This window comes from Acidimicrobiales bacterium (assembly GCA_035316325.1).
Lineage (GTDB): Bacteria > Actinomycetota > Acidimicrobiia > Acidimicrobiales > VFJN01 > DASXTK01.
On the sequence record DATHJB010000160.1, the window covers coordinates 12,490 to 34,750 of the forward strand.

Sequence of the window (22,261 nt, forward strand, 5' to 3'; positions counted from 1 at the left end):
CCCGCCACTCTATCTGCAACTCCACTTGCATTCCTGAATGAAAATGCCATAGTTGCGGGCATGGTCTCCCAATCAGCGACCTTGGCCATCAACGAGCAGCTCCAGGCCCGGCACGCCGCGGGCGAGTCCGTGCTGCACCTCGGCTTCGGCGAGGCGGGCCTCCCGGTGCTGCCCGAGGTCGCCCGTCGCCTGGCCGGGGCCGTGCGGCGCAACCACTACGCCCCCGTCGCCGGCTCGTCGCCCGCCCGCTGGGCCGCCGCCGGCTACTTCACCCGCCGCGGCCTGCCCACCGACGGCGACCAGCTGGTGTACGGCCCCGGCAGCAAGCCGCTCCTCTACGCGCTGATCGCCTGCCTGCCCGGCGACGTCGTGCTGCCCGGCCCCTCGTGGGTCAGCTACGAGCCCCAGGCCACCCTGGCCGGCAAGCGGGTGCTGCGGGTTCCGGCGCCGGAGTCGTCGGGCGGCGTGCCCGACCCCGACCTGCTGGACGACGCCCTCCGCCGGGCCCGGAGGCAGGGCCGGACGCCCGGCATCCTGCTGCTCACCGTGCCCGACAACCCGACGAGCACCGTCGCCGGCGCCGAGCTGCTGGCCCGGGTGTGCGCGGTCGCCGAGGAGCACGACCTCGCCGTCGTGTCCGACGAGATCTACCGCGACCTCTGCTACCAGCCCGACGACTTCCTCAGCCCGGCGGCCTACGCCCCCGGGCGCTGCTTCGTCACCACCGGCCTCAGCAAGAACATGGCGCTGGGCGGCTGGCGGATCGGCTGCGCCCGCATGCCCGACAGCGCGCTGGGCGACCGGGTGAAGCAGGAGGTGATCGGCCTGGCCAGCGAGCTGTGGACCAGCGTGGCCCAGCCAATGCTGGAGGTCGCCGCCTACGTGTTCGACGAGCCCGCCGAGGTCGTCGCCCACGTGGCCGCCAGCCGGGCGCTGCACCAGACCGTCGCCACCGCCGTGCACCGGGAGCTCGTCGCCGCCGGGGCGAGCTGCCGGGCGCCGCAGGCAGGGTTCTACGTGTACCCCGACCTGGGCACGCAGCGCGAGGTGCTGGCCCGGGTGGGGATCAGCAGCGGCGGCGAGCTGGCCCGCCACCTGATGGAGCACCACGGCGTGGGCGTCCTGCCGGGCGAGGCGTTCGGCGACGCGCCCGAGGCGCTGCGCTTCCGGGCGGCGACCAGCCTGCTCTACGGCCGCAGCGACGAGGAGCGCTGGGCCGCGCTGCGGGCGCCCGACCCGCTGGCGCTGCCCTGGATCGACGGTGCGCTGACCCGGCTGCGCACGACGCTGCAGACCCTCACGTCGGCGGCGTGACCCCAGCCGAACCTGCCCTCGCCTACTGCGCGGGACGGCGGGGGCAGGTTCGTTCCCTAACGTCAAGGTCGTGCGGGCGCGGTGGGTGGTCGGAGCGGTGCTGCTGGCGGCGAGCCTCGCCGGCTGCGGCGGTGGCGACGGGGCCGACCCGGCGGAGACCGGCTGGCAGCTGACCGTGTACTACACGCCGGTCGAGCGCTACCACGAGGGGCCGACGCGGCGGGTGGTGGGGTGCCGGCAGGCGGTCGGCTGCGAGCGGGGCGACGACGTCCTCGGCCGCTACCCGGGCGACTTCGTCGACGCCGTGGAGCTGGAGGGCAACGGTCGCCTCACCAGCGGCGACCACGCCGGGCTGGTGCTCAACTGGTCGGCCGAGCGGGGGTTCTGGCTCGACACCGCGCCCCGCGACGCCGCGGGCGGCGTGCTGCGCCCGTTCGTGAGCGTCGGAGCCGAGCCCGACGTGCTCCGGAGCGGCACCCACTTCCGGGTGGAAGACTGCGGGCAGGCGGCCGAGGGCACCGAGGTGGCCGACGAGGTGTGCGACCGCATCTCCGACGCCCGCTGGCTGGTCGGCGAGCCGCTCCCGACGGGCACCGGCGGGGCGAAGCATCTCGACATCTACGTGGGCGAGGAGAGCAGTGACGCCTTCACGGACAGCGGGTGGTACACGACGCTCGTCGACGTCGAGCTGGCGCTGTAGCCACGGGGCCGACCCCCTCACTCGGTGAATCGGTGGTGAAATCGATGGTGTTTCGCTGGACAAACGCGAGGGCCGTAAGCGCTATTGGGGAGCGGTGACTTCTTGTGTCAGAACCAGCACCCTGCCCGGACAGAGAGGAGCGCCGACCGTGCACACCGCCGTGACATGGCGACACACAGCTGTTCTGGCCGTCTCGCTGCTGGCTGTCGGCGCGTGCTCGTCGGGGTCGGACGACGACGCCAGCACCGGCTCGGGCGACGGGGTCGAGGGCGTGCAGCTCGACCCGACGTCCACGGAGCCGCCCGGATCCGACGGCGCCGCGGTGCAGCCCTACGTCGAGGACCTGCTGGCCCGGTACGAGACGACGGTCAACGACATCCTCGCCGACCAGCCGGCGGCGCAGGACCCGTCGAACCCCACGGTCGAGGAGTACCTCGACATCTTCGAGCCCGACAGCGACGCGGCCGAGCAGACGCTCGCGGGCTGGCGGGCCAACGCCGAGGAGGGGCTGACGGTCGAGCCGTCCGAGGCGGGCGAGCCGGCGATCGCCTCGTGGCTCGACGGCGAGATCGAGGCCGTGTCCGACGACGAGGTCACTTTCCCGACCTGTGACGAGCATCACTACAGCGTGCACGACGCGCAGGGCGATCCCGTGGAGGACGTTCGACTCACCGACCAACCGGGCAGGGGTGTGGCCGTCCGCATCGATGGCCAGTGGCGTCTGCGGGAGCTGGAGCTCCTGGGGACGGAGACAGGGTGCCGCACCGACGGCACGGACACGGAGGACGCATGATGCGCAAGGGACGACGCCTCTCGATCGCCGCCGTGGGCCTGGTGCTGTTGCTGGGCCTGCCGCTGGCCACGGCCACGGCCACGGCCGCACCGTCCGCGGCGTGCCCGCCCGGCCAGACGCCGGTGACGACGGCCGTGCGCAGCCGCGTGACGGGGAAGATGGTCAGCGTGACGATCTGCCAAGGCGGCAGCACCACCACGGGGCCCACCACACCGGGCGACGACGGCGACGGGGGCGGCGGCGGCTTCGACCCGGACAACTACCTGGTGTGCAACCCCTGGGAGCAGGTGAACCCGGGGTCGGAGCCCTGGGGCAAGCCGGAAGGCGCCAGTCCCGACATCAAGGCGTACCAGTGCGTCCAGTACATCAACGGCAACCCCCAGTACGGGCCCTACATCCCGCAATGGCTCGAGCCGGGCGAGGTGCCGCTCCCGTCGCCGCAGGAGGTGGCCGGCGACCTGCTGGCGGACGTCCGCGGTGAGCTGCTCGATCCCGCCCTGGTGAGCGACCCCGCCGCGGGGACCCCCTCACTGATCGACGTCCCGACCTTCGTGTCCGTCAGCAACTGGCAGGAGGGGTTCACCCGGGAGAGCTGCGACCCGACCGGCGCGATCTGCGTGACGCTCACCGCCGCCCCGGCGCTGACGTTCGACCCCGGCGACGGCGGCGCGGCCGTCGCCTGCGAGCCGGGCGGCACCCGCTTCGACCCCGAGGGGCCGAGCCCCCGGGAGCAGGCCGACGCGGAGGGCGCCTGCGCCCACGTCTACGGCCTGCGGACCGGTGTGGCGGGTCGGCCGACCGCCTGGGAGGGCGAGGTGACCGTCACCTGGTCCGTCTCCTGGGCGCAGACCGCGGGCGGCGGCCAGACGGGCGTGCTGGCGGACATCCCGCTGGCGGCGGCGCTACCTCGCGAGGTGGAGGAGGTGCAGAGCGTCATCGACGGGTGACGAACCTGTCCCGACGTGTGATGAACCTGTAAGGCGACGTGTGAACCCGTTCGGAATGGCGTACAAATACCTCGTAACGTCCTTCGACTGTTACTAGACGTACCACAAGTAAGTTCACTACAGTTGATGCTTCCGGTGGTGCTGTCCGCGCTAACGCCATCGGGACCCTGAGAACAACGGGAACGCCAGGACCCGAGGTGTCGCCGCACGAGGGGTGGGGCGAGGCCGCGGGCCTCGGCTCGGCTATTGGGAGTGCGACAGTGAGCGCGGCGAGCGGACGGAGGGTGACGGAGACGGGGATGGCGCTGGTCGTCACGCTGTCGCTCGTCGCCGGGTGCAGCTCCGACGACGACTCCCGCGGCGACGGCGACGACGGGGAGGTGGCGGGCGTGGAGCTCGACGCCGGTGCCGACACCCCGAGCGAGACCCATCCGCCGGCGGAGCGCCTCGACGAGGTGTACCCCCACGTCGTCGACCTGCTGGCCAGCTACGACGAGCTGGTGGAGGAGATCGTCGCCGACCCGGCGGCCCTCGACTCCCCCGGCGACGACGTGGACGACCGGTTCCTCGCCCTGTTCTCCGCCGAGAACGCCTTCGCCCGGGCCTCGCTCGACGGCTGGGAGCAGCTGGCCGCCGACGACGTGCGGCTGGAGCCGGCGTCGTCGGAGCACCCGCTGAACTTCACCTACCTCGACGGCGGCGTGCAACAGGTGGGCGACGACGGGGTCCGCTTCGCCCACTGCACCGTCCAGCGCTACGTCCGCTACGAGGGCGACGACGAGACCGACCGCACCGACGAACCCGTGCTGCTGCCGGGCCAGGGCACCGCCGTGCGCGTCGACGGCCGCTGGCTGCTCGACACGCTGGAGACGCCCCCCGGCCTCCAGGGCTGCACCGAGGGAGACCAGGGACCATGAGAGCGCGATCCATCCATCCCGCCCTGGTGGCGATCCTGCTGTCGACGACGTCGCTCGGCCTGTGGTCGGGCGCCGCCGCCGCGGCCCCCGCAGCCCCGACGCAGAGCGAGGACTGCCCCAACCAGGTGAACGGGGCCCAGTGCCCGGATGCCGACGCCGGGGGTGGCGGCGGCCGGGTCGTGGTGCCCATCACGCTGGCGCCCGGGGATGTGCCCAACGGCGGCCCCGGTCCCGAGTGTCCCAGCGGGCCGCCCGACGACCCGAACGAGGGGTGGATGACCCTGGAGGAGTGGGAGGTGTACAACTCCCCCGGGGTGTACGACACGGATCCCCAGCCCGAGGGGGCCACCACCTACTGGGTCTTCGCTTGCTTCCTGCGCACCGGCTTCGAGATGGGCGTCGACTTCGACTGGTTGGTGTACGAGCAGGGCTGGGGCGGGGACGATCCCCCCGAGCCCGGGCCGACGGCGACCGACATCCTCGAACCCCTGTGGGCGCACGTGCAGGGCCTCCTGCTGCCGCCGGTACCGGTGCTCGCGCCCGACGAGGGCACCCGCTCCACGCTCGAGGTGCCCACCTTCGTGGCGATCGACAACCCCCAGCCGGCCACCGAGTACCGCACCACCTTCGCCGGCATCACCGTGTGGATCACCGTCGACCCGACCGTGACCCTCCACCCCGGCGAGCCCGACGCCCCCGCCGTGGCCTGCGACGACGACGGCACGACCTACGACCCGGGCGGCGCCGGCCCCCGTGCGCAGGCCGAGGTCGACGGCGCCTGCGCCCACGTCTACGGGCGTCGGACGGGGGCCGCCGGACGCCCCGACGCGTGGGCCGGTGACGTGACCATCAGTTGGGTGGTGAACTGGGGGTCGTCCGAGCCCGGGCAGGAGGGTGCCCTCACGGCCGATCCGAGCGTGGGCACCTTCGACCGGATCGTGGACGAGGTACAGGGCGTGATGACCGAGCCAGGCGAGTAGGCGAGAGGACACGATGAGCTCACTCGACGACAGGCCACCGCCCCCTCCCCCGCCGCCGCCCGGCGGACCGGGCCCGGGTGGCGATCCGTACGGGCCCGCACCGGCGGCGCCCACGCCCGCCCGGCCACCGGCGGGCCGACCGACGATCGCGCCGCCGCGACGGCTGGGCCGCCGCACGCCCGCGCCCGTGTCCACGTCGCCCGGCGGGCTGCCCACCCGGCGCCGCTGGGGCCGCTTCGCCGCCGGCATCACCCTGGCGCTGCTGGGTGCCTGGGTGTTCGCCGCCGTCTACGTGTCGGCCGGCAAGCGGGTGGAGGTGCTGGCGCTGGCCAACGACGTGTCGATGTACCAGGAGCTGACGCGCGAGGACCTGCGCACGGTGCGCGTCGCCGCCGACCCGTCGGTGGAGACGGTCAAGGCGAGCCAGGCCGACGACCTGGTGGGCCGCATCGCCGCGGTGGAGCTGCGGGAGGGCACGCTCCTGGCCGGCACCCAGCTGTTCGCCGACGACGTGTCGCCGCCGGCGGCGGGCTTCACGATCGTGACCGGCGTCGTCGACCGGGGGCAGGCCGGCCCCAGCGCCCTGGTGCCGGGCCGCCAGATCACCGTCAACGTGATCCCCAAGCAGCAGAGCGACCCGCCGGTCGACCAGGTCGACGCCGAGCTCTACTCGGTCGGCGACGAGGACGAGAACGACGGCAAGCGGCAGATCGAGTTCATCGTCCGCAACGCCGACAACACGACCGCCCTGGGCGACGCCGCCCGCGACGGCCGCATCACCCTCGGCGTCCCGGGCCAGGACTAAAGGGCCGTGGCCATGAACGTTTGCGCCCACCACGACGGCCAGATGACGCCGCTCGCTGCGTCCTCCGCCTCGAAAGGCGCCTGCCTTCCTTCGACGTCGGTCCTTGCGACCGGCGCCCCTGACTCGCCGTGGACGGCCGAACGTCCATGGCCACGGCCCTGATGCCCGCGTACGTGCTCGTCGCTGCGAAGGGGTCGCCCGGGGTCACCACCGCGGCCGCGGCGCTGGCGGCGGTCGCCACGACCAGCGGGCGGTCCATCCTCGCCGAGCTCGACCCCTCGGGCGGGTCGATCGCCGTGCTCACCGGCCAGCCCGCCGTGGTGGGGCTGGTCGACGCGGCCACGCTGCTGCGGCGGTCGACGTCGGCGGCGGCCGTCGACGACAACGCCACGATGGTGCCCCACGGCGTCGCCACGCTGCTGGCGCCCAACTCGGGGGCGGTGGCCGAGTCGGTGATCGGCTCGATCAGCGAGCGCTGGGTGCCGGCCCTGCGGACCGCGGCGCTCGACGTGATCGTCGACGCCGGCCGCTGGGAGCCCAGCCAGACCACCGCCCGGCGGGTGCTCGGTGCCGACGTGCTGGTGGTGGTCGTGCGGCCCACGGTCGCCGGCGTCGAGGCGACCCGGCACATCGTCGACCGGGTGCGGGAGGTCGCGAAGCGGCCGGCCGCGGCGCTGGTGGTCGGGGCCAAGCCCTACCGGCCCGAGGAGGTCGCCCACCACCTCGACCTGCCGCTGGCCGGGTCGATCGCCTGGGACCCCCGCGGCGCCACCAACCTGTGGGCCCACGGCGTGAGCCGCACCTGGATGCGCACCCTGCTGGCCCGCTCGGCGGCCGCGGTGTGGGGCAACCTGTTCGAGATCGCGATGCCGGTGACCGCCGGCCAGAACGGCTCGGCACCACCCGCCCACCTCCCCGGCTCCGGCCCCGGCCCTGGTGTCGCCCGTCCCGGCTATGCCGGCCCCCCGGGCTCTCCCGGTCACCCCGGCATCACCGGACCGGAGGTCGTGTAGTCGTGAACGAGCGTCTCGTCGACCAGTTGCGCCGGATCGTCGCCGTGGAGATCGGCGACGAGGAGGCGCGCCGCGAGCAGGAGGACCTGCCGCCGCTCGACCAGCTCGACCGGACACAGATGGCCCGGTCGATCCTGCGCCGCGAGCTCGACGGGCAGTGGCGCGCCGCCCAGCGCCGCGGCGAGATGACCCTCAACCCGGACGAGGAGGACCACGTCATCGACTCGGTCCTCGCCGGGCTCTTCTCCACCCTGCCCGGCCTGGAGACCTACCTCGCCCGCAAGGACGTCACCGACATCTTCGTGATCGGCTGCGACAACGTGCGGGTGCGGACGCTCGACGGCCGCGAGCAGCGGGTGCCGCCGGTGGCCGAGTCCGACGAGCGGCTCATCGAGCAGATCCAGTCGCTGGCCCGGAAGGGCGGCCGCCTGGGCCTGACGTCCGGGGTGTCGAACATCGAGAAGGAGTTCTCGCCGGCCCGGCCGCTGCTCGACCTGCAGCTGTCCGACGGCTCCCGCCTCGCCGCGGTGGCGTGGGTGTCGGCCCGGCCCTACGTGTCGGTGCGCCGCCACCCGCTGGTCGATGCCGACCAGTACACACTGGTCAACGACTGGAAGATGTACGACGAGGGCATGGCCAGCCTGCTCGCCGCGGCGATGCGGGCCCGGCTCAACATGCTCATCGCCGGCGGCATGGGCCGGGGCAAGACCACGCTCATGCGCGCCCTGCTCCACGAGTGCCCGCCCGACGAGCGCATCGTCGTGCTGGAGCAGGAGGCCGAGCTGCAGCTCGGGCTGGACGTCCGGCGCCACGACCACGTGCTGGAGCTGATGGAGCGCCCCTCCAACATGGAGGGCCAGGGCGCCATCACGCTCGCCGACCTGACCTGGGCCGTGAAGCGGCACGCCCCCGACCGCATCGTGGTGGGCGAGGTGCGCGGGCCCGAGGTGGTGTTCATGCTGGAGGCGGCGTCGGACGGCATCGCCGGCACGCTCTGCACCCTGCACGCCCGTTCGACCCGGCAGACCTTCGAGAAGCTCGTCAACTACGCCCGCCGCGGCGGCGCGCAGTTCGACCGCTCCGACGTGCTGCAGACCGCGGCCTTCGCCCTCGACCTGATCGTCTACATCGACCTCACCCCCGACCGGAAGCGGGTGATCTCCGAGGTCAGCCAGGTGGTCGGCTACGACGTGACCGACAAGCAGGTCATCACCAACGAGATCTTCGTGCCCGGCCCCGACCGGGCCGCCGTGCGCAACCCCAACGCCCCCATGCCGGTCGACCTGCTCGACCTGCTGATGGAGTACGGCTACGACCCCGACCTGCACCGCGACGGCCCGCCGCTGCCCGGGAGGCCGTGGTGACCAGCGTCGCGATGGCCTGCGGTGTGCTGGTGGTCGGCGGCCTGATGCTGGCCTGGGCGGGCCTGCAGCAGGCCCCGGTGGTCGAGCGCCAGGCCCGGTCGCAGCGCCGCACCTTCGACCCGGTCTCGCCGCAGCGGGTGGTGCTGATCGTGGCGCCGGCCGTGGCGCTCGTGCTCCTCACCCGCTGGCCGGTCGCCGGGTTCGCGCTGGGCGTCGCCGTCTGGTTCGCCACGTCGCCGGCCCTGCGCCAGCGCACCCAGAGCGCCGACATCGCCGACGCCCTCACCACCTGGGCGGAGATGCTGCGCGACGCCACCGGCACGCCCCGCGGCATCGAAGGCGTGCTCGTGGCCACCGCGGCCGGTGCGCCGGTGCTGATCCGGCCCCACGTCATCCGGCTGGCCCGGCGGCTGCCCTACGAGTCGATCGACACCGCGCTCGACGGGCTCGCCGACGACCTCGACCACCCCATCGGCGACCTGGTGGTGACCGCCCTGCGGCTGTCGGCCCGCGCCGGCGGCCGCCACATCCGGGCGGTGCTCGACGACCTGGCGACCACGGCGCGCGAGGAGGCCCAGATGCACCGCCGCGTCGAGGTGGCCCGGGCCCGGCCCCGCGCCGACATGCGCTCGGTGCTGATGGTGATGGCGCTGTTCGTCGTCCTGCTCGTGGTCGTGGCGCGGGACTACCTGTCGCCCTACCGCTCCGCGGTCGGGCAGGTCGTCCTGCTGGTGGTGTGCGTCATCTGGGCGCTGGGCGTGATGGCGATGGGCCGACTCGGCCGCAGCCGCCCGACCGAGCGCTTCCTCTCCGTGAAGGTGGCGGAGCCGTGACCGCCGCGATCCTCGCCGGGCTGCTGCTGGGCGCCGGGCTGTGGGTGGCCTGGGTGGGGCTGCGGCCCGCGCCCGAGCCCCTGGGCGACATCCTGCGCCGCTTCGACAACCCGCAGCGCTCCCGTCGCCTCAGCCAGGAGGAGGAGGCCGACCGCGACACCCGGGTGGGCCACTACCTGCTCGAAGCGATCCCCCCGCTGAAGAGCGCCGTCGAGAGCGCCGCCCAGGACCTGCCCATGGTCGGCCGCACGCCCGAGGAGCACGCCGCCCGCGTGGCGTCGTTCGGGTTCTTCGGCCTGCTGCTCGGCCCGTGGCTGAGCATCGTGTCGACGGCCACCGGCAACCCCCTCCCCCCGATCGTGCCCGGGCTGATCGTGCTCATCGGCGTGCCGTTCGGGGTGCTCCTGCCCTTCACCAGCCTGCGCAGCGAGGCCGCCGAACGGCGCCGCGCCTTCTCCCACGCCCTCTCGTCGTGGTGCGACGTCGTGGTGATGAACCTGGCGTCGGGCCGGGGCGTGGAGCAGGCGATGGAGACCGCCGCGGCCGCCGGCCAGGGCTGGGCGTTCAGCATGCTGCGCGGCTCCCTGCGCTCCGGCTACGTGCGCGGCGACACGCCCTGGGACGCACTCGCCCAGCTCGGCAACGACCTGGGCATCACAGACCTCGACGAACTGGCCAGCACTGTCGGGATGGCCGGCGAGGAGGGGGCCGCGGTGCGAGAGACCGTGGCCGCCAAGGCACAGACGATCCGGCAGCGCATCACGTCGGAGACCGAGGAGGTGGCAGCAGCAGCGACCGAGCGGATGAGCCTGCCCGGTGTGCTGCTGGTGATCGGCTTCCTGATCTTCCTCGGCTACCCGGCGATATCAGCGACATTCCAGATCGGCAGTTAGAGGGAATCGGCAGAGGACTCCCGAGAAGGAGAGCAACGAGATGGGAACGATCGAATCGATGAAGTTGTGGGTGAGCTTCATGGCTCACGCATGGCGTACCGCCCGCGACGACAGCGGTGGCATCACCGACGAGGCCGCCATGATGGGCGCCCTCGCCGCCGCCGCGATCCTCGTGGGCGCCGCCCTGGGGCCGTGGCTCGTCGGCAAGGTCACGTCGATCAACATCGGCTGGTAGGTCCCTCGTCCGCGAGGGGTGACGAGATGTCGGCGCGCGCCCGAGGCGACCGAGGAGCCATTGCCGCGAGCGTCGCGGTGATGCCGATCGTGTTCACCCTGTTCTTCACGGTGATCCAGGTCAGCTTCTGGTACCACGGTCGGTCGGTGGCCACGGCCACCGCCCACCATGCGCTGGAGGCCGCGCGCTCCTACAACGCCACCGCCGAGGACGGCCGCACGGCCGCCGACGAGTTCGTCGGCATCGCCGGCGGCATCAAGGACGTGCAGGTCGACGTCGATCGAGGGGCCGAGGAGGTCGTCGTGACCATCGACGCCGAGCCGGTCTCGGTGGTGCCGGGCCTGCAGAAGCACATCCAGGTGGTCCTGACGGGCCCGGTCGAGAGGATCGTGGAGTGATCCGCCGGGGGCGGCGACCGGGGCAGGGCGACGGGCGCGGCCGGGATCGGGGCTCGGCCGCTCTGGAGATGGTGGCGCTCCTGCCGATCCACATGGGGTTCATCATGGCGGTCGTGTTCATCGGCAAGGCGAACAACGGCGCCCAGAACGTCGAGGCTGCGGCGCGCAGCGCGGCGCGCACGATCAGCATCGGTGACAACCGCAACCCCGACGCCGCCGTGGACGCGGCGCGCGCCCAGGCCGCTGACATGGTCGACGAGGGCGGCAGCTTCTGCCCGGCGATGGTGTGGGAACCCCTCATCGTCCTCAACGACCCGCCCGAGGACCCGTCGACCGTGACCGTGACGATCACCTGCCACGTCGACATGTCGCAGGCCACCGGCCTGGGGATGCCGGGCACGTTCGAGGTGACGGCCACGTCGACCGAAGTGATCGACCCGTACCGGGAGGAAGCGCCGTGAGGCGGCGGAGCCGGGACGACCGGGGCTTCGTCGCCGTGTGGACGGTCGCGATCTCGGTGAGCATCGTGGCGGTGATGGGGTTCACGCTCGACGCCGGGCGGGTGCTGCGCGCCCGCAGCGACGCCTTCGGGACCGCGGCCGCCGCAGCCCGCTTCGGCGCCAGCCGCATCGACGAGCGGGCCGCCGTGGGGGAATCGCGCGTCGTCCTCGACGTGGCCGCGGCACGGGCCGCGGCCCTGGACTACGTCGAGGAGAAGGGCTACGAGGGCACGGTGACCGTCAACGGGCTCGAGGTGACGGTGAACGTGCAGGGTGACGTCGACCCGCGGATGCTCGGCGTGCCGACGCTCCACATCGACGTGACCGCCACGGCCGAGGCGATCCAGGTGTCACCGTGAGCGAGCGTGCGCCTCGCGCTTTCGGTGGGCGGTCGGTGCATCGCGGGGGCAACGGGGCGAGCCCCGTCGTTCGTCGTTCCCTCGGGAGGGCCGTCCCGACGACAGACCCAGGAGGTGCGCCGTGAGACGTGTACGTGCGTTGCTGCAGATGCTCGGTGCCCTCGCGGTCCTGGGCGGCCTGCTCGGCGGCATCCCCTGGGCACTGCTGCGCTTCGGCGACTGGCCCATCACCGGTGTCCCCACCTGGGAGCAGGTCGTCGACCTGCCCACCACGGTCGTCACCGACGAGGCCCTGTTCGCCGTGCTGACGCTGGCGCTGTGGGCCAGCTGGGCGCTGTTCGCCGGCAGCGTCGTGGCCGAGGTCGGGGCCCAGGTGCAGGGGCGCACGTCGGAGCTCAACTTCGGCGGGCCGGTGCAGCGGCTCGCCGGGCGGCTGGTCGGGTCGGTGGTGGTGAGCTTCGGGTCGTTCACGTCGATGGCGGCGACCGCGGTGCCGGTGATGGCCGCGCCCGCGCCGGCGACGCCGGTGGAGCTCCACGTGGGCGACGTGGCCGCACCCAGCGCGGTGTGGTCGTCGGCGGCCACCGGGGCGGGCGTGCACATCGATCTCGACGCCCAGGGGCAGCCGGTGCCGTCGTCGTCCACGTCGACGCCGTCGCAGGCCACCCGCACGATCAACGTCGAGCGCGGCGACACGTCGTGGTCGCTGGCGGTGGAGCACCTGGGCGACGGCCTGCGCTGGCGGGAGATCTGGGAGCTCAACCAGCACCGGGTGCAGCCCGACGGCGAGACGTGGGCCAACGCGTCCGCGTCCGTGCGGCCGGGCTGGGAGCTGGTGATCCCGGTCACGGGCACCGGGGCCGGCTTCGAGGAGCCGGCGCAGGAGACGACGACGACCTCGACGCCGACGTCGGCTCCCTCGACGTCGACGCCGTCGAGCACCAGCGTCCCGGCGCCGCCGCAGCAGACCCCGCCCCCGGCGCAGACCCCGCCGCCGCCCACCGCGCCGCCCGTCGCGGACGGGGAGCTCGTGGTGATGAAGGGCGACAACTTCTGGGACCTGGCCGAGGCCGAGCTGGCCGAGCAGTGGGGCCGGGCGCCGACCGACGCCGAGGTCGTGCCCTACTGGCAGCAGCTGATCGAGGCCAACCGCGACCGGCTGCTGCCGCCCGAGGACCCCGACCTCATCTACCCCGCCCAGATGTTCACGGTCCCGGCGACCCCGGCCGACCCGCTGGCACCGCCCCTGCCGCCGGCACCGCCCGGGGCGGGCTCGGGCTCCGACGCGCCGGAACCGCCCGCCGACGGGTCGGGCACCGAGACGCCGCCGACCACCGAGAACCAGACCCCACCGTCCACCGAGCAGCAGACTGACGGGACGACACCGACCACCGAGCAGCAGGGCGAGTCTCCGCCGCCCACCGAGCCGTCCGACGAGGAGACCCCGCCGTCCACCGAGGAGTCGGAGGAGGAGACCCCACCGTCGACCGAGGACCAGGCCCCGCCGTCGACCGACTCGTCCGGCGGCATGGGCGGCATCCCCGGCTCGGGCGACGCCCCGCCGGTCACCGGCGACGGTCCCGAACCCGGCGGCGGCGACACGCCACCGTCGACCGACGGCTCGGTCGACTCCCCACCGTCGACCGACGAGGCGCCGGTGGACGAGGTACCGGCCGACACCCCGCCGCCCGCCGACGCGGGCGAGGTCCCGCCGACGGACAGCGGGACCGGCGAGCCGACCCGACCCACCGCGACGCCCACCCCCGAGACGATCAGCCACCAGGAGGAGAGCAGCGGCGTCCACAAGGGGCTGCTGTACGGCGGCGTCGCCCTGGCCGGCGTGCTGCTGATGGTCGAGCGGCGACGTCGGGCCCAGCTGCGGCGCCGGGCCCGGGGCCACATCGCCGCCATGCCCCCGCCCGACATGCAGCACGACGAGCGGGAGCTGCGCTACGGCGCCGACGTCGACGGGGCCCGGCTGCTCGACGTGGCGCTGCGGGCCGCCGCCGCCGCCTCGGGCGCCGCCGGGCTGCCGCCGGTGCGCTGGGTCGAGGCCAGCGGCAACGCGGTGATCCTGGTGCTGGACTCGCCGTCACCGCCGCCGCGGGGCTTCATGTCGCTCGACCTCAGCTCGTGGATGACCGCAGCGTCGTTCGAGGAGCTGGCCGCCATCGCCGCCCGCCGCGACATGCCCACACCCACGCTGATCCCCCTGGGCAGCAGTGCCGACGGCACCGAGGTGCTGGTGGAGCTGGAGGCGAGCCCGGTGGTGTCGGTGTCGGGGCCGATGGACCAGACGCTCGGGCTGCTCCGGGCGATGGCGGTGGCGGCGTCGACCGCCCCGTGGAGCGAGCAGTCGCGGGTCCTGCTGGTGGGCATGGAGGGCGAGCTCACCGAGATGCCGTGGGTCACGTCGGTGCCACGCCTGGCCGACGCCCTCGACGAGGCCGAGGCGCACTCCACCCGGATCAACACGGCCCTGCGCACGCTGCGCTGCCAGACCACGGCCCAGGCCCGGGCGGCCGGGGTGGGCGTCGAGGCGTCGGAGCCGCTGGTGGTGGTGAGCGCGGTGCGGCCCAACGACCTGGGCGAGCGGCAGCGGCTCACCGCCCTGACGAACCGGCCGCACGGCGGGGTGGCGGTGATCACGCCGGCGAACGGCACGCCGATCGGGCGGCTGATGTCGATCGGCGACGACGGCTGGCTGCGCATCGCCGGGATCGACAAGGAGGTGCAGCCCCACCGCCTCGACACCGACGACACCAGCGTGGTGGTCGCGCTGCTCGACGTCGCGGCCCGCCACGAGGACGTGCCGATCGAGGATGTGTTCCAGCAGATGGACGTGCGCCGACCGCCCAGCGCGATGGTCACCGTGCCCGACGTGCCCCCACCGTCGTCGGCGCCGCTGCCGGGGTTCCTGCCCGACGACCACGCCCCGTTCGCCCCGCCGCTGGCACCCCCGGTCGCACCGCCGCCCCCGCCGGTCGCACCCCCTGTCGCACCGCCGCCGCCTCCGCCGGTCGAGCCCGAGGTCGAGGTCGAGCCCCAGGTCGACGCCGACATCCTGGCGCCCTTCCTGCACGAGGTGCCCGACGACGTGTTCGAAGACGTCGACGAGGTCGACATCGCTCCCGCTCCCCCTCCCCCTCCCCCTCCCGCTCCCCCTCCCCTTCCGCCACCACCGACCCCAGTACCCCCGCCGCCTCCCCCGCTCGAGGTGCCGGAACCCGTGGTGGCGGCGGTGCCCGCCCCGATCGAGGAGCCCGAGGAGGCACCCGTGCGCGACCTGGCCGCCCTGATGGACGACGTGGACGTGCTGGTCCGGGTGTTCGGCGAGGTGCAGGCCGTCCGACCGCCGCGCCACGAGCACGACGTCGAGGCGCCGCTGCTGCCCACCCGGCAGAAGGGCCTCGAGGCGATCGTCTACCTGGCGCTGCGGGAGTCGTCGGTCGACCGTGAGGACCTGGAGATCAACCTCTTCCCCGACGGCGCCAACGCCTCGAAGACCGTCTACAACACGATCAGCTCGGCCCGGGCGCTGGTGGGCGAGGACCTGTTCCCCCGCACCGAGGGCGGCCGCTACGAGCTGTCCGAACGGGTGCTCACCGACTACGGCCTGTTCTGCGACCTGGTGGCGCAGGCCGAGGCGACCGACGACGTCGAGGAGGCCGCCAACCTGCTGGGCGAGGCCCTCGGCCTGGTGCGCGGCGAGCCGTTCGTGGGTGTCGGGCGCAGCTACGCCTGGGTGGGGCCGCACCGGGGGATGATCGTGGCCCAGGTGGTCGACGCCGCCGAGGAGCTGGCCGAGATCCGCCTGGCCACCGGCGACTGGCGGCTGGCCGAGTGGGCCGCCCGGCGGGGCCTGCGGGCGTTCCCGAGCGACGAGCGGATGTACCGCCTGCTCATGCGGGCCGCCCGGGCCGCCGGCAACGTCCCGGGCGTGCAGCGGGTCTTCCGCGAGCTGTGCGACGTCATCGCCGACCCCGACATGGGCGTCGAACCCGAGGACACCCTCCACCCCGAGACCGTCGCCCTCCTGGAAGAGCTCACGCGCCGCTCCTCTCCCTCCCGGGAGCACCGCAGCGCGTGAGCCCTCCGGCCTGACTAGTTGACGACGACGTCGAACGTGGACGTCGTGTTCCTGATGTCCTGGGCGTTGTTGCTCATCTGCAGGTTGTCGAAGGTCGCCGAGCCGACGGCCGGGCCCTGGCCGGGTTCGGGTAGCTCGTTGACCCAGATGCCGAAGCCCGACTTGGCGTCGAACTGGTCACCGCTCCTGCGGGCGCCCGTGATCGAGACGTCGGTGAACACGCTGTCGGTGACCGGGTTCTGGGGTTGACCGCCGACGTAGTTGGTCTGGAACATGATCCCCGAGTAGGTCGGGTCGACGATGTCGACGTCGCTCACCCGGATGCCCTGGAACACCTTCGACGCCGAGAACATCCAGATCGCCGGGAACGTCTGCGCCCCCCAGAAGTGGCCGCCGGCCCGGACGATCGAGATGTTCTCGAACCGGGTGGGCGGGCTCGCGCCGAACCCGAGCATCGGGATCCCGAAGTCGAGCGAGCTGATCGTGATGCCCGAGTAGACGAGCGTGTCGGCGATGTAGATGTTCCGGAAGACGTTGTTGAACCCGCCGTAGACCGCGACGCCGGCGGCCCGCCAGGTCAGGATCGACGTCAGGTTCTCGTAGACGTTGCCCGTCTGCTCGCCGCCGCCGGCGTCGGTGGCCGCGAACAGGGCGAAGCTGTCGTCGCCCGAGGCGCGGGACTCGATGTTGCTCACGAGGTTGTTGATGCTGCCGTTGGTCATGTTGAGGGCATCGGCGAACAGGTTCCGCGCTCGCGAGTTCCTGATCACCATGTTGTCGGTGTTGGTGCCCCAGTAGAGGCAGACCTGGTGCTCGGCCCAGATGTTGTCGATGGTGATGTTCGCCACGTTCTGGAAGTCGAACACCTTGCCGGGGCCGTCGATCCGGGACGTGTAGTTCCCGAAGTAGGCGAACCCCGAGAAGGTCGAGCCGTTCACCGTGTTCTCGGCCCGGAACCCGATGTCGGAGTTCTCCTGCCCCGCGGGGGCGTTGAACCGGGTGAACCACGGCCCCGCCCCGACGAGCCGCACCGGCTTGCCGTACACCTGGAACTTGGAGGACGTCTGGTACTCGCCGGCCGGCAGGTACACGCCCAGGAGCTGGCCCGTCGTGTCCATGCGGAACCGGTCGAGCGCGTTCTGCACGTCCTGGTGGCCGAACCCGGTGGGCACGACGTAGCGGGCCGGGTCCGGGTTCGGGATCGCCGTCACCTGCTCGAGGCTGACGAAGTCGATCGCGTAGCTCGACGAGTTGGCGGCGTCCTTCTGCAGCCGGATGGTGCTCCCGGCCGGCACCGTGGTGCCGAGCATGACGTTCGCCTCGTCGTAGATGTGCCGGGCCGGACCGGAGCCCGGCGAGTTGTTCGGGCTGGCTTCGGCGCCGTACAGCCAGGCGTACCGCGACGTGAGGGTGATCGGCTTGAGGAACTGGCCGTTGACGTAGATGTTCAGCGTCGCGGTCGTCCCGCCGCCGCCCGGTGCGTCCGGGATGGAGAACCGGGTGACCAGGGTGTTGGTGCTGGCGTTGGTGGTGAACTGCACGAAGGAGCCCGTGCTGTTCAACGTGACGGCCCGGCGGCCGGACGCCTCGCCGGCGAGGTCGCCGACGGTCCGGTTCGGCCCGACCACCCCGGCGCCGCCACCGACCACGCCGGCCTCGGCCTCGTACATGTCGTAGGGCATGTTGGCCCCGCGACCGACGAACAGCGAGTGGGTGCTGGTGTTGTTGGCCCGCTTGACGGGCAGCTCGTTGGCGTCGGCCGCGAGCTCGACGGTGGCGGTGTGGTTGCCGTTGGCGGCCGTCCACGTGCCGAGCGAGACCGGGGGTGCGGTCGCCCCGGGGGCGAGGGTGCCGGTGTGCGCGCCCGTGAGGGTCCGCACGATGGCGCCGCTCGCGTCCCGCACGGTCACGGTCACGCCGTGGGAGCCGCCGGCGGAGGCGACGGTGCCCTGGTTCCTGATCGCGACCGAGAACGTGACGGCGTCACCGGCCGACGGGTTGTTCGGCGTCCACGACACCGCCGAGGCGACGAGGTCCGACGAGGCGACCGCGGCCACGACCAGCGGGGACGGGTGCGTGTAGGCGTTGTTGGTCTCGTTCTTCTCGATCACCGTGCCGGACGGGTCGACGACGGCCCGCACCGGGTAGGACCCGGCGGTGCGGGCGCCGATGTTGGCCGAGACGGTGGTGCTGGCCCCGGCGGCGAGGCCGCCCACGGGCACGGTGGCGACGCGGGTGTCGCCGAGGAAGAGGTCGACGGTGGTCGCGGCGGCCGGGCGATCGCCGGCGTTCCGGACCGTGGCGGACAGGGTCACGGCGTCGGTCTCGACCGGTGAGCCGGGGCTCCACGACGTGTTGGTGACGGTGAGGTCGGGGTTCGGTGCGGGCGTGCCGATCACCTGGAGCTCCGCCACCTGCCCGTTCGACGCTCCGGTGTTGGCGGTGAACTGGAGCCGGACGGCCGCGGCCGTCGCCGTGACCGGGATCGTCACCGTGTTCCCCGTGGCCGGGCTGAACGCGTAGCCGGCCGACGCCGCGATGGTGGTGAACGAGCTGCTGCCCTGGTCGCGGCCGAGGACCTGCAGCGTCTGGGTGCGGGGACCCCAGGCGGGGTCGGGGTTCAGCTTCAGCACGATCGAGCTGAGCGCGGCGTTGGCGCCGAGGTCGACGGTCAGCGTGCTCGGGTAGGCGCCGGGTGCGCCCTCCCAGTAGGTGGCGAGGTTGTTGTCGTTGGCGTTGGCGGCCACGAACACGTGGACGAAGGACGAGCCGGTGATCGGCTTGCCGACCGCCAGGTTCGTGCCACCGCCCCCGCCGGGGCCTCCCACGACGCCGTAGACCTCGAGCTCGGACAGCTGGCCGGCGGGCCAACCGGTGTTGGCGGTGATGTTGACCCGGACGAACCGGGTGGTCGTGGCCACGAAGTCGATCGTGACGGCATTGTTGGACGCCGGGTTGAACGCCCGGCCGGCGGACGGGACGATCGTCGTGAAGCTGCTGCCGTCGACGCTGCCCTGGACGGTGAGCGTCTGCGACCGGCTTCCCCAGCTGCTCGGCAGCTTCAGCACCACCTGGTCGACGGCGGTGCTGCTGCCCAGGTCGACCTGGGCCCACTGGGGGAACACGCCGTTGGTGCTCTCCCAGTAGGTGGACTGGTTGCCGTCGTTGAGGTTGGCGGCGACGTGCGGCGCTTTGGCGCTGCTGGCCGTCGCCGTCCGGCCGACGGCGAGGTTCGGACCGCCGGCTGCGGCGGCGGGGTGAGGGACGGCGGTAGCGGCGATCGCCACGGCGAGGACGACGGCCTTCGCCAGGATGGCGGCAAGTCGCCGGGGACGGACTGGGTGGGGCGGGCTCGATCTGGACATCGCAGACGCCTTTCCGGGCCGGACTCGTCCGGCTGCCTATAAGGCAAAATTACGAATATCTGACCCTGTTGTGAACGGCTTACTGCAAAGTTTTTCCAAAAATCTGATCACTAGTTGCAGAGAGTGATCGACAACTGCCTTCAGCCTCTTCCCGACCGCCGAGAGCGACCGCCCTCTGCCCCTACCTCTCGGAAACCGAGTGTTCCGGCGGGGTTTCCCGAGGGGTCGGGCGGGGTTCACCCGGGGTGGGCACCATCGGGAGGTGCGGAGCGGAACGGCGACGGAAGCGCTCGAGGTGCGGGCGTTCGAGCGGAGGTTCATGCGGACGGGGACGCCCGTCGTCCTGAGCGCGGTGTTCGACGTCGACGCCGCCCGGGCGGCGCTCGCACGGGCGCAGCTCCGGCCCGCGGCCGACCGGACGTTCCTCGACGAGCTCCACGTCGGGCCCGGTGCCTACGCCGCGCCACCCGGTCTCGTCGCGCCGCCGGCGTACGTCGAGACCGACGACCCCTGGGAGTCGTACGTCCACGCCGGCGGGGCCGGCGACGTCGCGCACCTCCACTACGACGGCGACCAGCGCCACGTGCTGATGTGCCAGGTGTCGGGCCGCAAGCGCTACGTCGTGATCGACCCGGCCGAGTCGCGCAAGCTCGCCCCCGGCAACCAGCGACAGGCGCGCCGCACCAGCGCCCTGTTCCTCCAGAACTTCAGCGCAACCGACCTGCAGGCGTTCCTGCGCTACGCCAACGCCTGGGACTGCGTCCTCGAGCCCGGCGAGGCGCTGCTGATCCCGGCCGCCAGCTGGCACTACGTCGAGTACGTCGACGACGCCCTGTCGGTGAGCTTCCGCTTCGGCCGCAACCGCTACCTGCGGGCGCTGGCCGAGGCGCTGCCGGAGCCGAGCGTGGAGCTGCAGGCGCTCGCCGCCCGCTGCCGCGACGAGGACGCCGTCGGCCCCCGCGAGCGGGCGGCGCTGGCCGAGCTGGCGGCCGCGGCCGACGACCGTCGGGACGCCCTGTGCGTCGAGCTGTGCCGGCGCCTGGGCCTGCCGGTGGCAGGTGCGCCGTACCACGTAGCCGACGTCATGCGCCGCCACCGCATCACCGCCGTCGCCTGACGGCCTGACGGCCTCTGAGCAGTCGCGCGCTTTCGCGCCGCTGCGGGCGCATCGACCGGATGTGACACGCATCTGGGAGTTCGGGAGCTCGCAGGCGCCCCAGTCGGCGCCGCCGGCCGCCCTGCCGCCCGGCCAGCTGCCGCCGGGCCAGCTGCCGTCGGGGCAACTGCCGGCCGGCCCGGACTGGGACCCGGAGCTGGAGGCCGAGTTCGCGCCCGTCGAGCGCTACGTCACCCGTCCGGTGCGGCCGGCCACCCAGCTGATGGCCCGCATCGGGCTGTGGCTGGCGGTGGGCCTGGGGTGCCTGGGTGGGATCGCCGGGCTGGTGCGGAAGTCGCCCGAGGCCGCCGCCACCGACGCCATCGAGGAGGACGACGGCATCGGCGTGCCGGCGCCCGTGGCCGGCGTGGCGGAGGTGGTCGTCGAGGAGTGGCTGACCGCCACCGAGGAGGAGGCGTCGACGCTGACGCAGTACTTCGTCGAACCTCCGGAGCTGGAGCGGGTCGACACCGAGCCCATCCGGGTGCTGCGGGCGCGGACCGTCGCCGGCGAGCGCCTGGAGGCCGACGGCTACTGGACGGTGACCGTCGCCGCCGACCTGGTGGAGATCGGCAGCGGCAACGAGGAGCTGCCCCCGACCACCTGGTACGTGGAGGTCGGCATCGTCGGCAGCGTGTCGAAGGGCCTCAAGGCCATCACCACGCCGGCGGTCGTGCCGGCGCCCCAGGGCATCCCCGACGGCTGGCGCACTGCGGCGCCCAACACCGAGGCGCCCGAGAACGACGACCGCGTCGCCGCCACCGTCGAGGGCTTCCTCAACGCCCTGCTCGCCGGCAAGGGCGACCCCGGCCGCTACCTGGCCCCCCGGGTGGAGATGCAGGCCGCCGACCCGGCGCCGTTCACGGAGCTGGTCCTGACGGAGCTGGCGGTGGTCGAGCTCGACAACGGCGACATCCGCATCTGGGCGCTGGCCCGGGTGACGACGCCGGGCGACTCGACCCACACGGTGGGCTACGAGCTCGAGGCGACGCAGCGGATCGACCGCTGGGAGATCCTCTCGGTCTGGGGCGCCCCGGCCGTGGACCCGATCCCCGAGGAGCAGCAGGGCGAGCCCCAGGGCCTGCCGCCCGCCGTCGACGGGTCGACCGACACGTCGACGGACTCCACCGACGACACGTCCACCGACGGCACCGGCACCGACGACACCACCGACACGACGCTCGCCCCCGAGAGCGACCCGCTGGAGGACTACCCGGACGAGGGCGACGGCACGGAAGGGGTCACGACGACCCTGACCGTGCCAGGTGAATGACGCCCGAATTGTGACGGCCGGGCGCGCTTTTCCGCAGCACCCGGCGCATCGCAGCAACAGGAGAACAGGAAAGGAAGAGCCCGATGTTCGACATCTTCGATGGCGCCATTGCCGACGCGAAGTCGCTGCTCACCGCAGCGGTGGCCGTCATGGCGATCTGGTTCGTCATCTGGACCTGGGTGCGCACCCGCTCGGTCGTACCCACCGTAGGTGCCGTGCTGCTCGGCGCGATCGTCAGCTTCGGCATCGCGCAGATGGACACGCTCCAGGACGCGGTGAACGAGGACGTGACCGAGTACCGCGAAGGCGGCCGCGGCGGCTGAGCC

Annotated in this window: 20 protein-coding genes; 19 read left to right on the forward strand and 1 reads right to left on the reverse strand. The window is 73.0% G+C overall.

The annotated features are described in order from the left end of the window. Positions 1 to 60 precede the first annotated feature (60 nt). The 16 genes from VK611_20920 to VK611_20995 all read left to right on the forward strand — a co-directional run bounded on the left by VK611_20920 (position 61) and on the right by VK611_20995 (position 16,141). Positions 61 to 1,314 (forward strand): aminotransferase class I/II-fold pyridoxal phosphate-dependent enzyme, encoded by a 1,254-nt coding sequence (locus VK611_20920; protein ID HMG43808.1) that lies wholly within the window; start codon positions 61 to 63, stop codon positions 1,312 to 1,314. A 70-nt stretch (positions 1,315 to 1,384) separates the two neighbouring features. Next, positions 1,385 to 2,014 carry a hypothetical protein gene (locus VK611_20925; protein ID HMG43809.1) on the forward strand — a complete coding sequence of 210 codons (630 nt, stop codon included), beginning with the start codon at positions 1,385 to 1,387 and terminating at the stop codon, positions 2,012 to 2,014. A gap of 160 nt (positions 2,015 to 2,174) precedes the next feature. Continuing rightward, entirely contained in the window at positions 2,175 to 2,807 is a 633-nt protein-coding gene (locus VK611_20930) for a hypothetical protein (protein HMG43810.1), read from the forward strand. Then, the gene (locus VK611_20935; protein ID HMG43811.1) at positions 2,807 to 3,754 is read left to right on the forward strand and encodes a hypothetical protein; all 948 of its coding nucleotides are present in this window, start codon (positions 2,807 to 2,809) and stop codon (positions 3,752 to 3,754) included. Before VK611_20930 ends, VK611_20935 begins: the two co-directional genes overlap by 1 nt. 284 nt (positions 3,755 to 4,038) lie before the next feature. Further along, positions 4,039 to 4,671 carry a hypothetical protein gene (locus tag VK611_20940; GenBank protein ID HMG43812.1) on the forward strand — a complete coding sequence of 211 codons (633 nt, stop codon included), beginning with the start codon at positions 4,039 to 4,041 and terminating at the stop codon, positions 4,669 to 4,671. Continuing rightward, positions 4,668 to 5,651, forward strand: coding sequence for a hypothetical protein (locus VK611_20945; protein HMG43813.1), 984 nt, complete (start codon positions 4,668 to 4,670; stop codon positions 5,649 to 5,651). Before VK611_20940 ends, VK611_20945 begins: the two co-directional genes overlap by 4 nt. Before the next feature lie 13 nt (positions 5,652 to 5,664). Continuing rightward, positions 5,665 to 6,456 (forward strand): SAF domain-containing protein, encoded by a 792-nt coding sequence (locus VK611_20950; protein ID HMG43814.1) that lies wholly within the window; start codon positions 5,665 to 5,667, stop codon positions 6,454 to 6,456. A 146-nt stretch (positions 6,457 to 6,602) separates the two neighbouring features. Continuing rightward, complete coding sequence (locus VK611_20955) at positions 6,603 to 7,469, forward strand: hypothetical protein (protein HMG43815.1); 867 nt, start codon at positions 6,603 to 6,605, stop codon at positions 7,467 to 7,469. A gap of 2 nt (positions 7,470 to 7,471) precedes the next feature. Then, entirely contained in the window at positions 7,472 to 8,833 is a 1,362-nt protein-coding gene (locus tag VK611_20960; protein ID HMG43816.1) for an ATPase, T2SS/T4P/T4SS family, read from the forward strand. Next, entirely contained in the window at positions 8,830 to 9,666 is an 837-nt protein-coding gene (locus VK611_20965) for a hypothetical protein (GenBank protein ID HMG43817.1), read from the forward strand. Before VK611_20960 ends, VK611_20965 begins: the two co-directional genes overlap by 4 nt. After that, the gene (locus tag VK611_20970) at positions 9,663 to 10,559 is read left to right on the forward strand and encodes a type II secretion system F family protein (protein ID HMG43818.1); all 897 of its coding nucleotides are present in this window, start codon (positions 9,663 to 9,665) and stop codon (positions 10,557 to 10,559) included. The genes VK611_20965 and VK611_20970 overlap by 4 nt, the downstream gene beginning before the upstream one ends. Positions 10,560 to 10,617: 58 nt before the next feature. Continuing rightward, positions 10,618 to 10,794 carry a hypothetical protein gene (locus VK611_20975; GenBank protein HMG43819.1) on the forward strand — a complete coding sequence of 59 codons (177 nt, stop codon included), beginning with the start codon at positions 10,618 to 10,620 and terminating at the stop codon, positions 10,792 to 10,794. An 80-nt stretch (positions 10,795 to 10,874) separates the two neighbouring features. After that, positions 10,875 to 11,192 carry a TadE/TadG family type IV pilus assembly protein gene (locus VK611_20980; GenBank protein ID HMG43820.1) on the forward strand — a complete coding sequence of 106 codons (318 nt, stop codon included), beginning with the start codon at positions 10,875 to 10,877 and terminating at the stop codon, positions 11,190 to 11,192. Next, complete coding sequence (locus tag VK611_20985) at positions 11,189 to 11,653, forward strand: TadE/TadG family type IV pilus assembly protein (protein ID HMG43821.1); 465 nt, start codon at positions 11,189 to 11,191, stop codon at positions 11,651 to 11,653. Before VK611_20980 ends, VK611_20985 begins: the two co-directional genes overlap by 4 nt. Next, positions 11,650 to 12,051 carry a hypothetical protein gene (locus VK611_20990; GenBank protein ID HMG43822.1) on the forward strand — a complete coding sequence of 134 codons (402 nt, stop codon included), beginning with the start codon at positions 11,650 to 11,652 and terminating at the stop codon, positions 12,049 to 12,051. The genes VK611_20985 and VK611_20990 overlap by 4 nt, the downstream gene beginning before the upstream one ends. A 121-nt stretch (positions 12,052 to 12,172) precedes the next feature. Next, positions 12,173 to 16,141, forward strand: a complete 3,969-nt coding sequence (locus tag VK611_20995; GenBank protein HMG43823.1) for a BTAD domain-containing putative transcriptional regulator — start codon at positions 12,173 to 12,175, stop codon at positions 16,139 to 16,141. Between the two features lie 14 nt (positions 16,142 to 16,155). Here the strand turns inward: VK611_20995 and VK611_21000 are convergent, their stop codons facing one another. After that, on the reverse strand, positions 16,156 to 19,506 hold the full coding sequence (locus tag VK611_21000; protein ID HMG43824.1) for a discoidin domain-containing protein: 3,351 nt from the start codon (positions 19,504 to 19,506) through the stop codon (positions 16,156 to 16,158). A gap of 262 nt (positions 19,507 to 19,768) precedes the next feature. Between VK611_21000 and VK611_21005 the strand changes: the two genes are divergently transcribed. The 3 genes from VK611_21005 (at position 19,769) to VK611_21015 (ending at position 22,258) form a co-directional block, all read left to right on the forward strand. Then, complete coding sequence (locus VK611_21005; protein ID HMG43825.1) at positions 19,769 to 20,623, forward strand: cupin-like domain-containing protein; 855 nt, start codon at positions 19,769 to 19,771, stop codon at positions 20,621 to 20,623. Positions 20,624 to 20,684: 61 nt separating this feature from the next. After that, complete coding sequence (locus VK611_21010; GenBank protein ID HMG43826.1) at positions 20,685 to 21,935, forward strand: conjugal transfer protein; 1,251 nt, start codon at positions 20,685 to 20,687, stop codon at positions 21,933 to 21,935. Positions 21,936 to 22,018: 83 nt separating this feature from the next. Then, on the forward strand, positions 22,019 to 22,258 hold the full coding sequence (locus VK611_21015) for a hypothetical protein (protein ID HMG43827.1): 240 nt from the start codon (positions 22,019 to 22,021) through the stop codon (positions 22,256 to 22,258). The last annotated feature ends 3 nt before the right edge of the window (positions 22,259 to 22,261 follow it).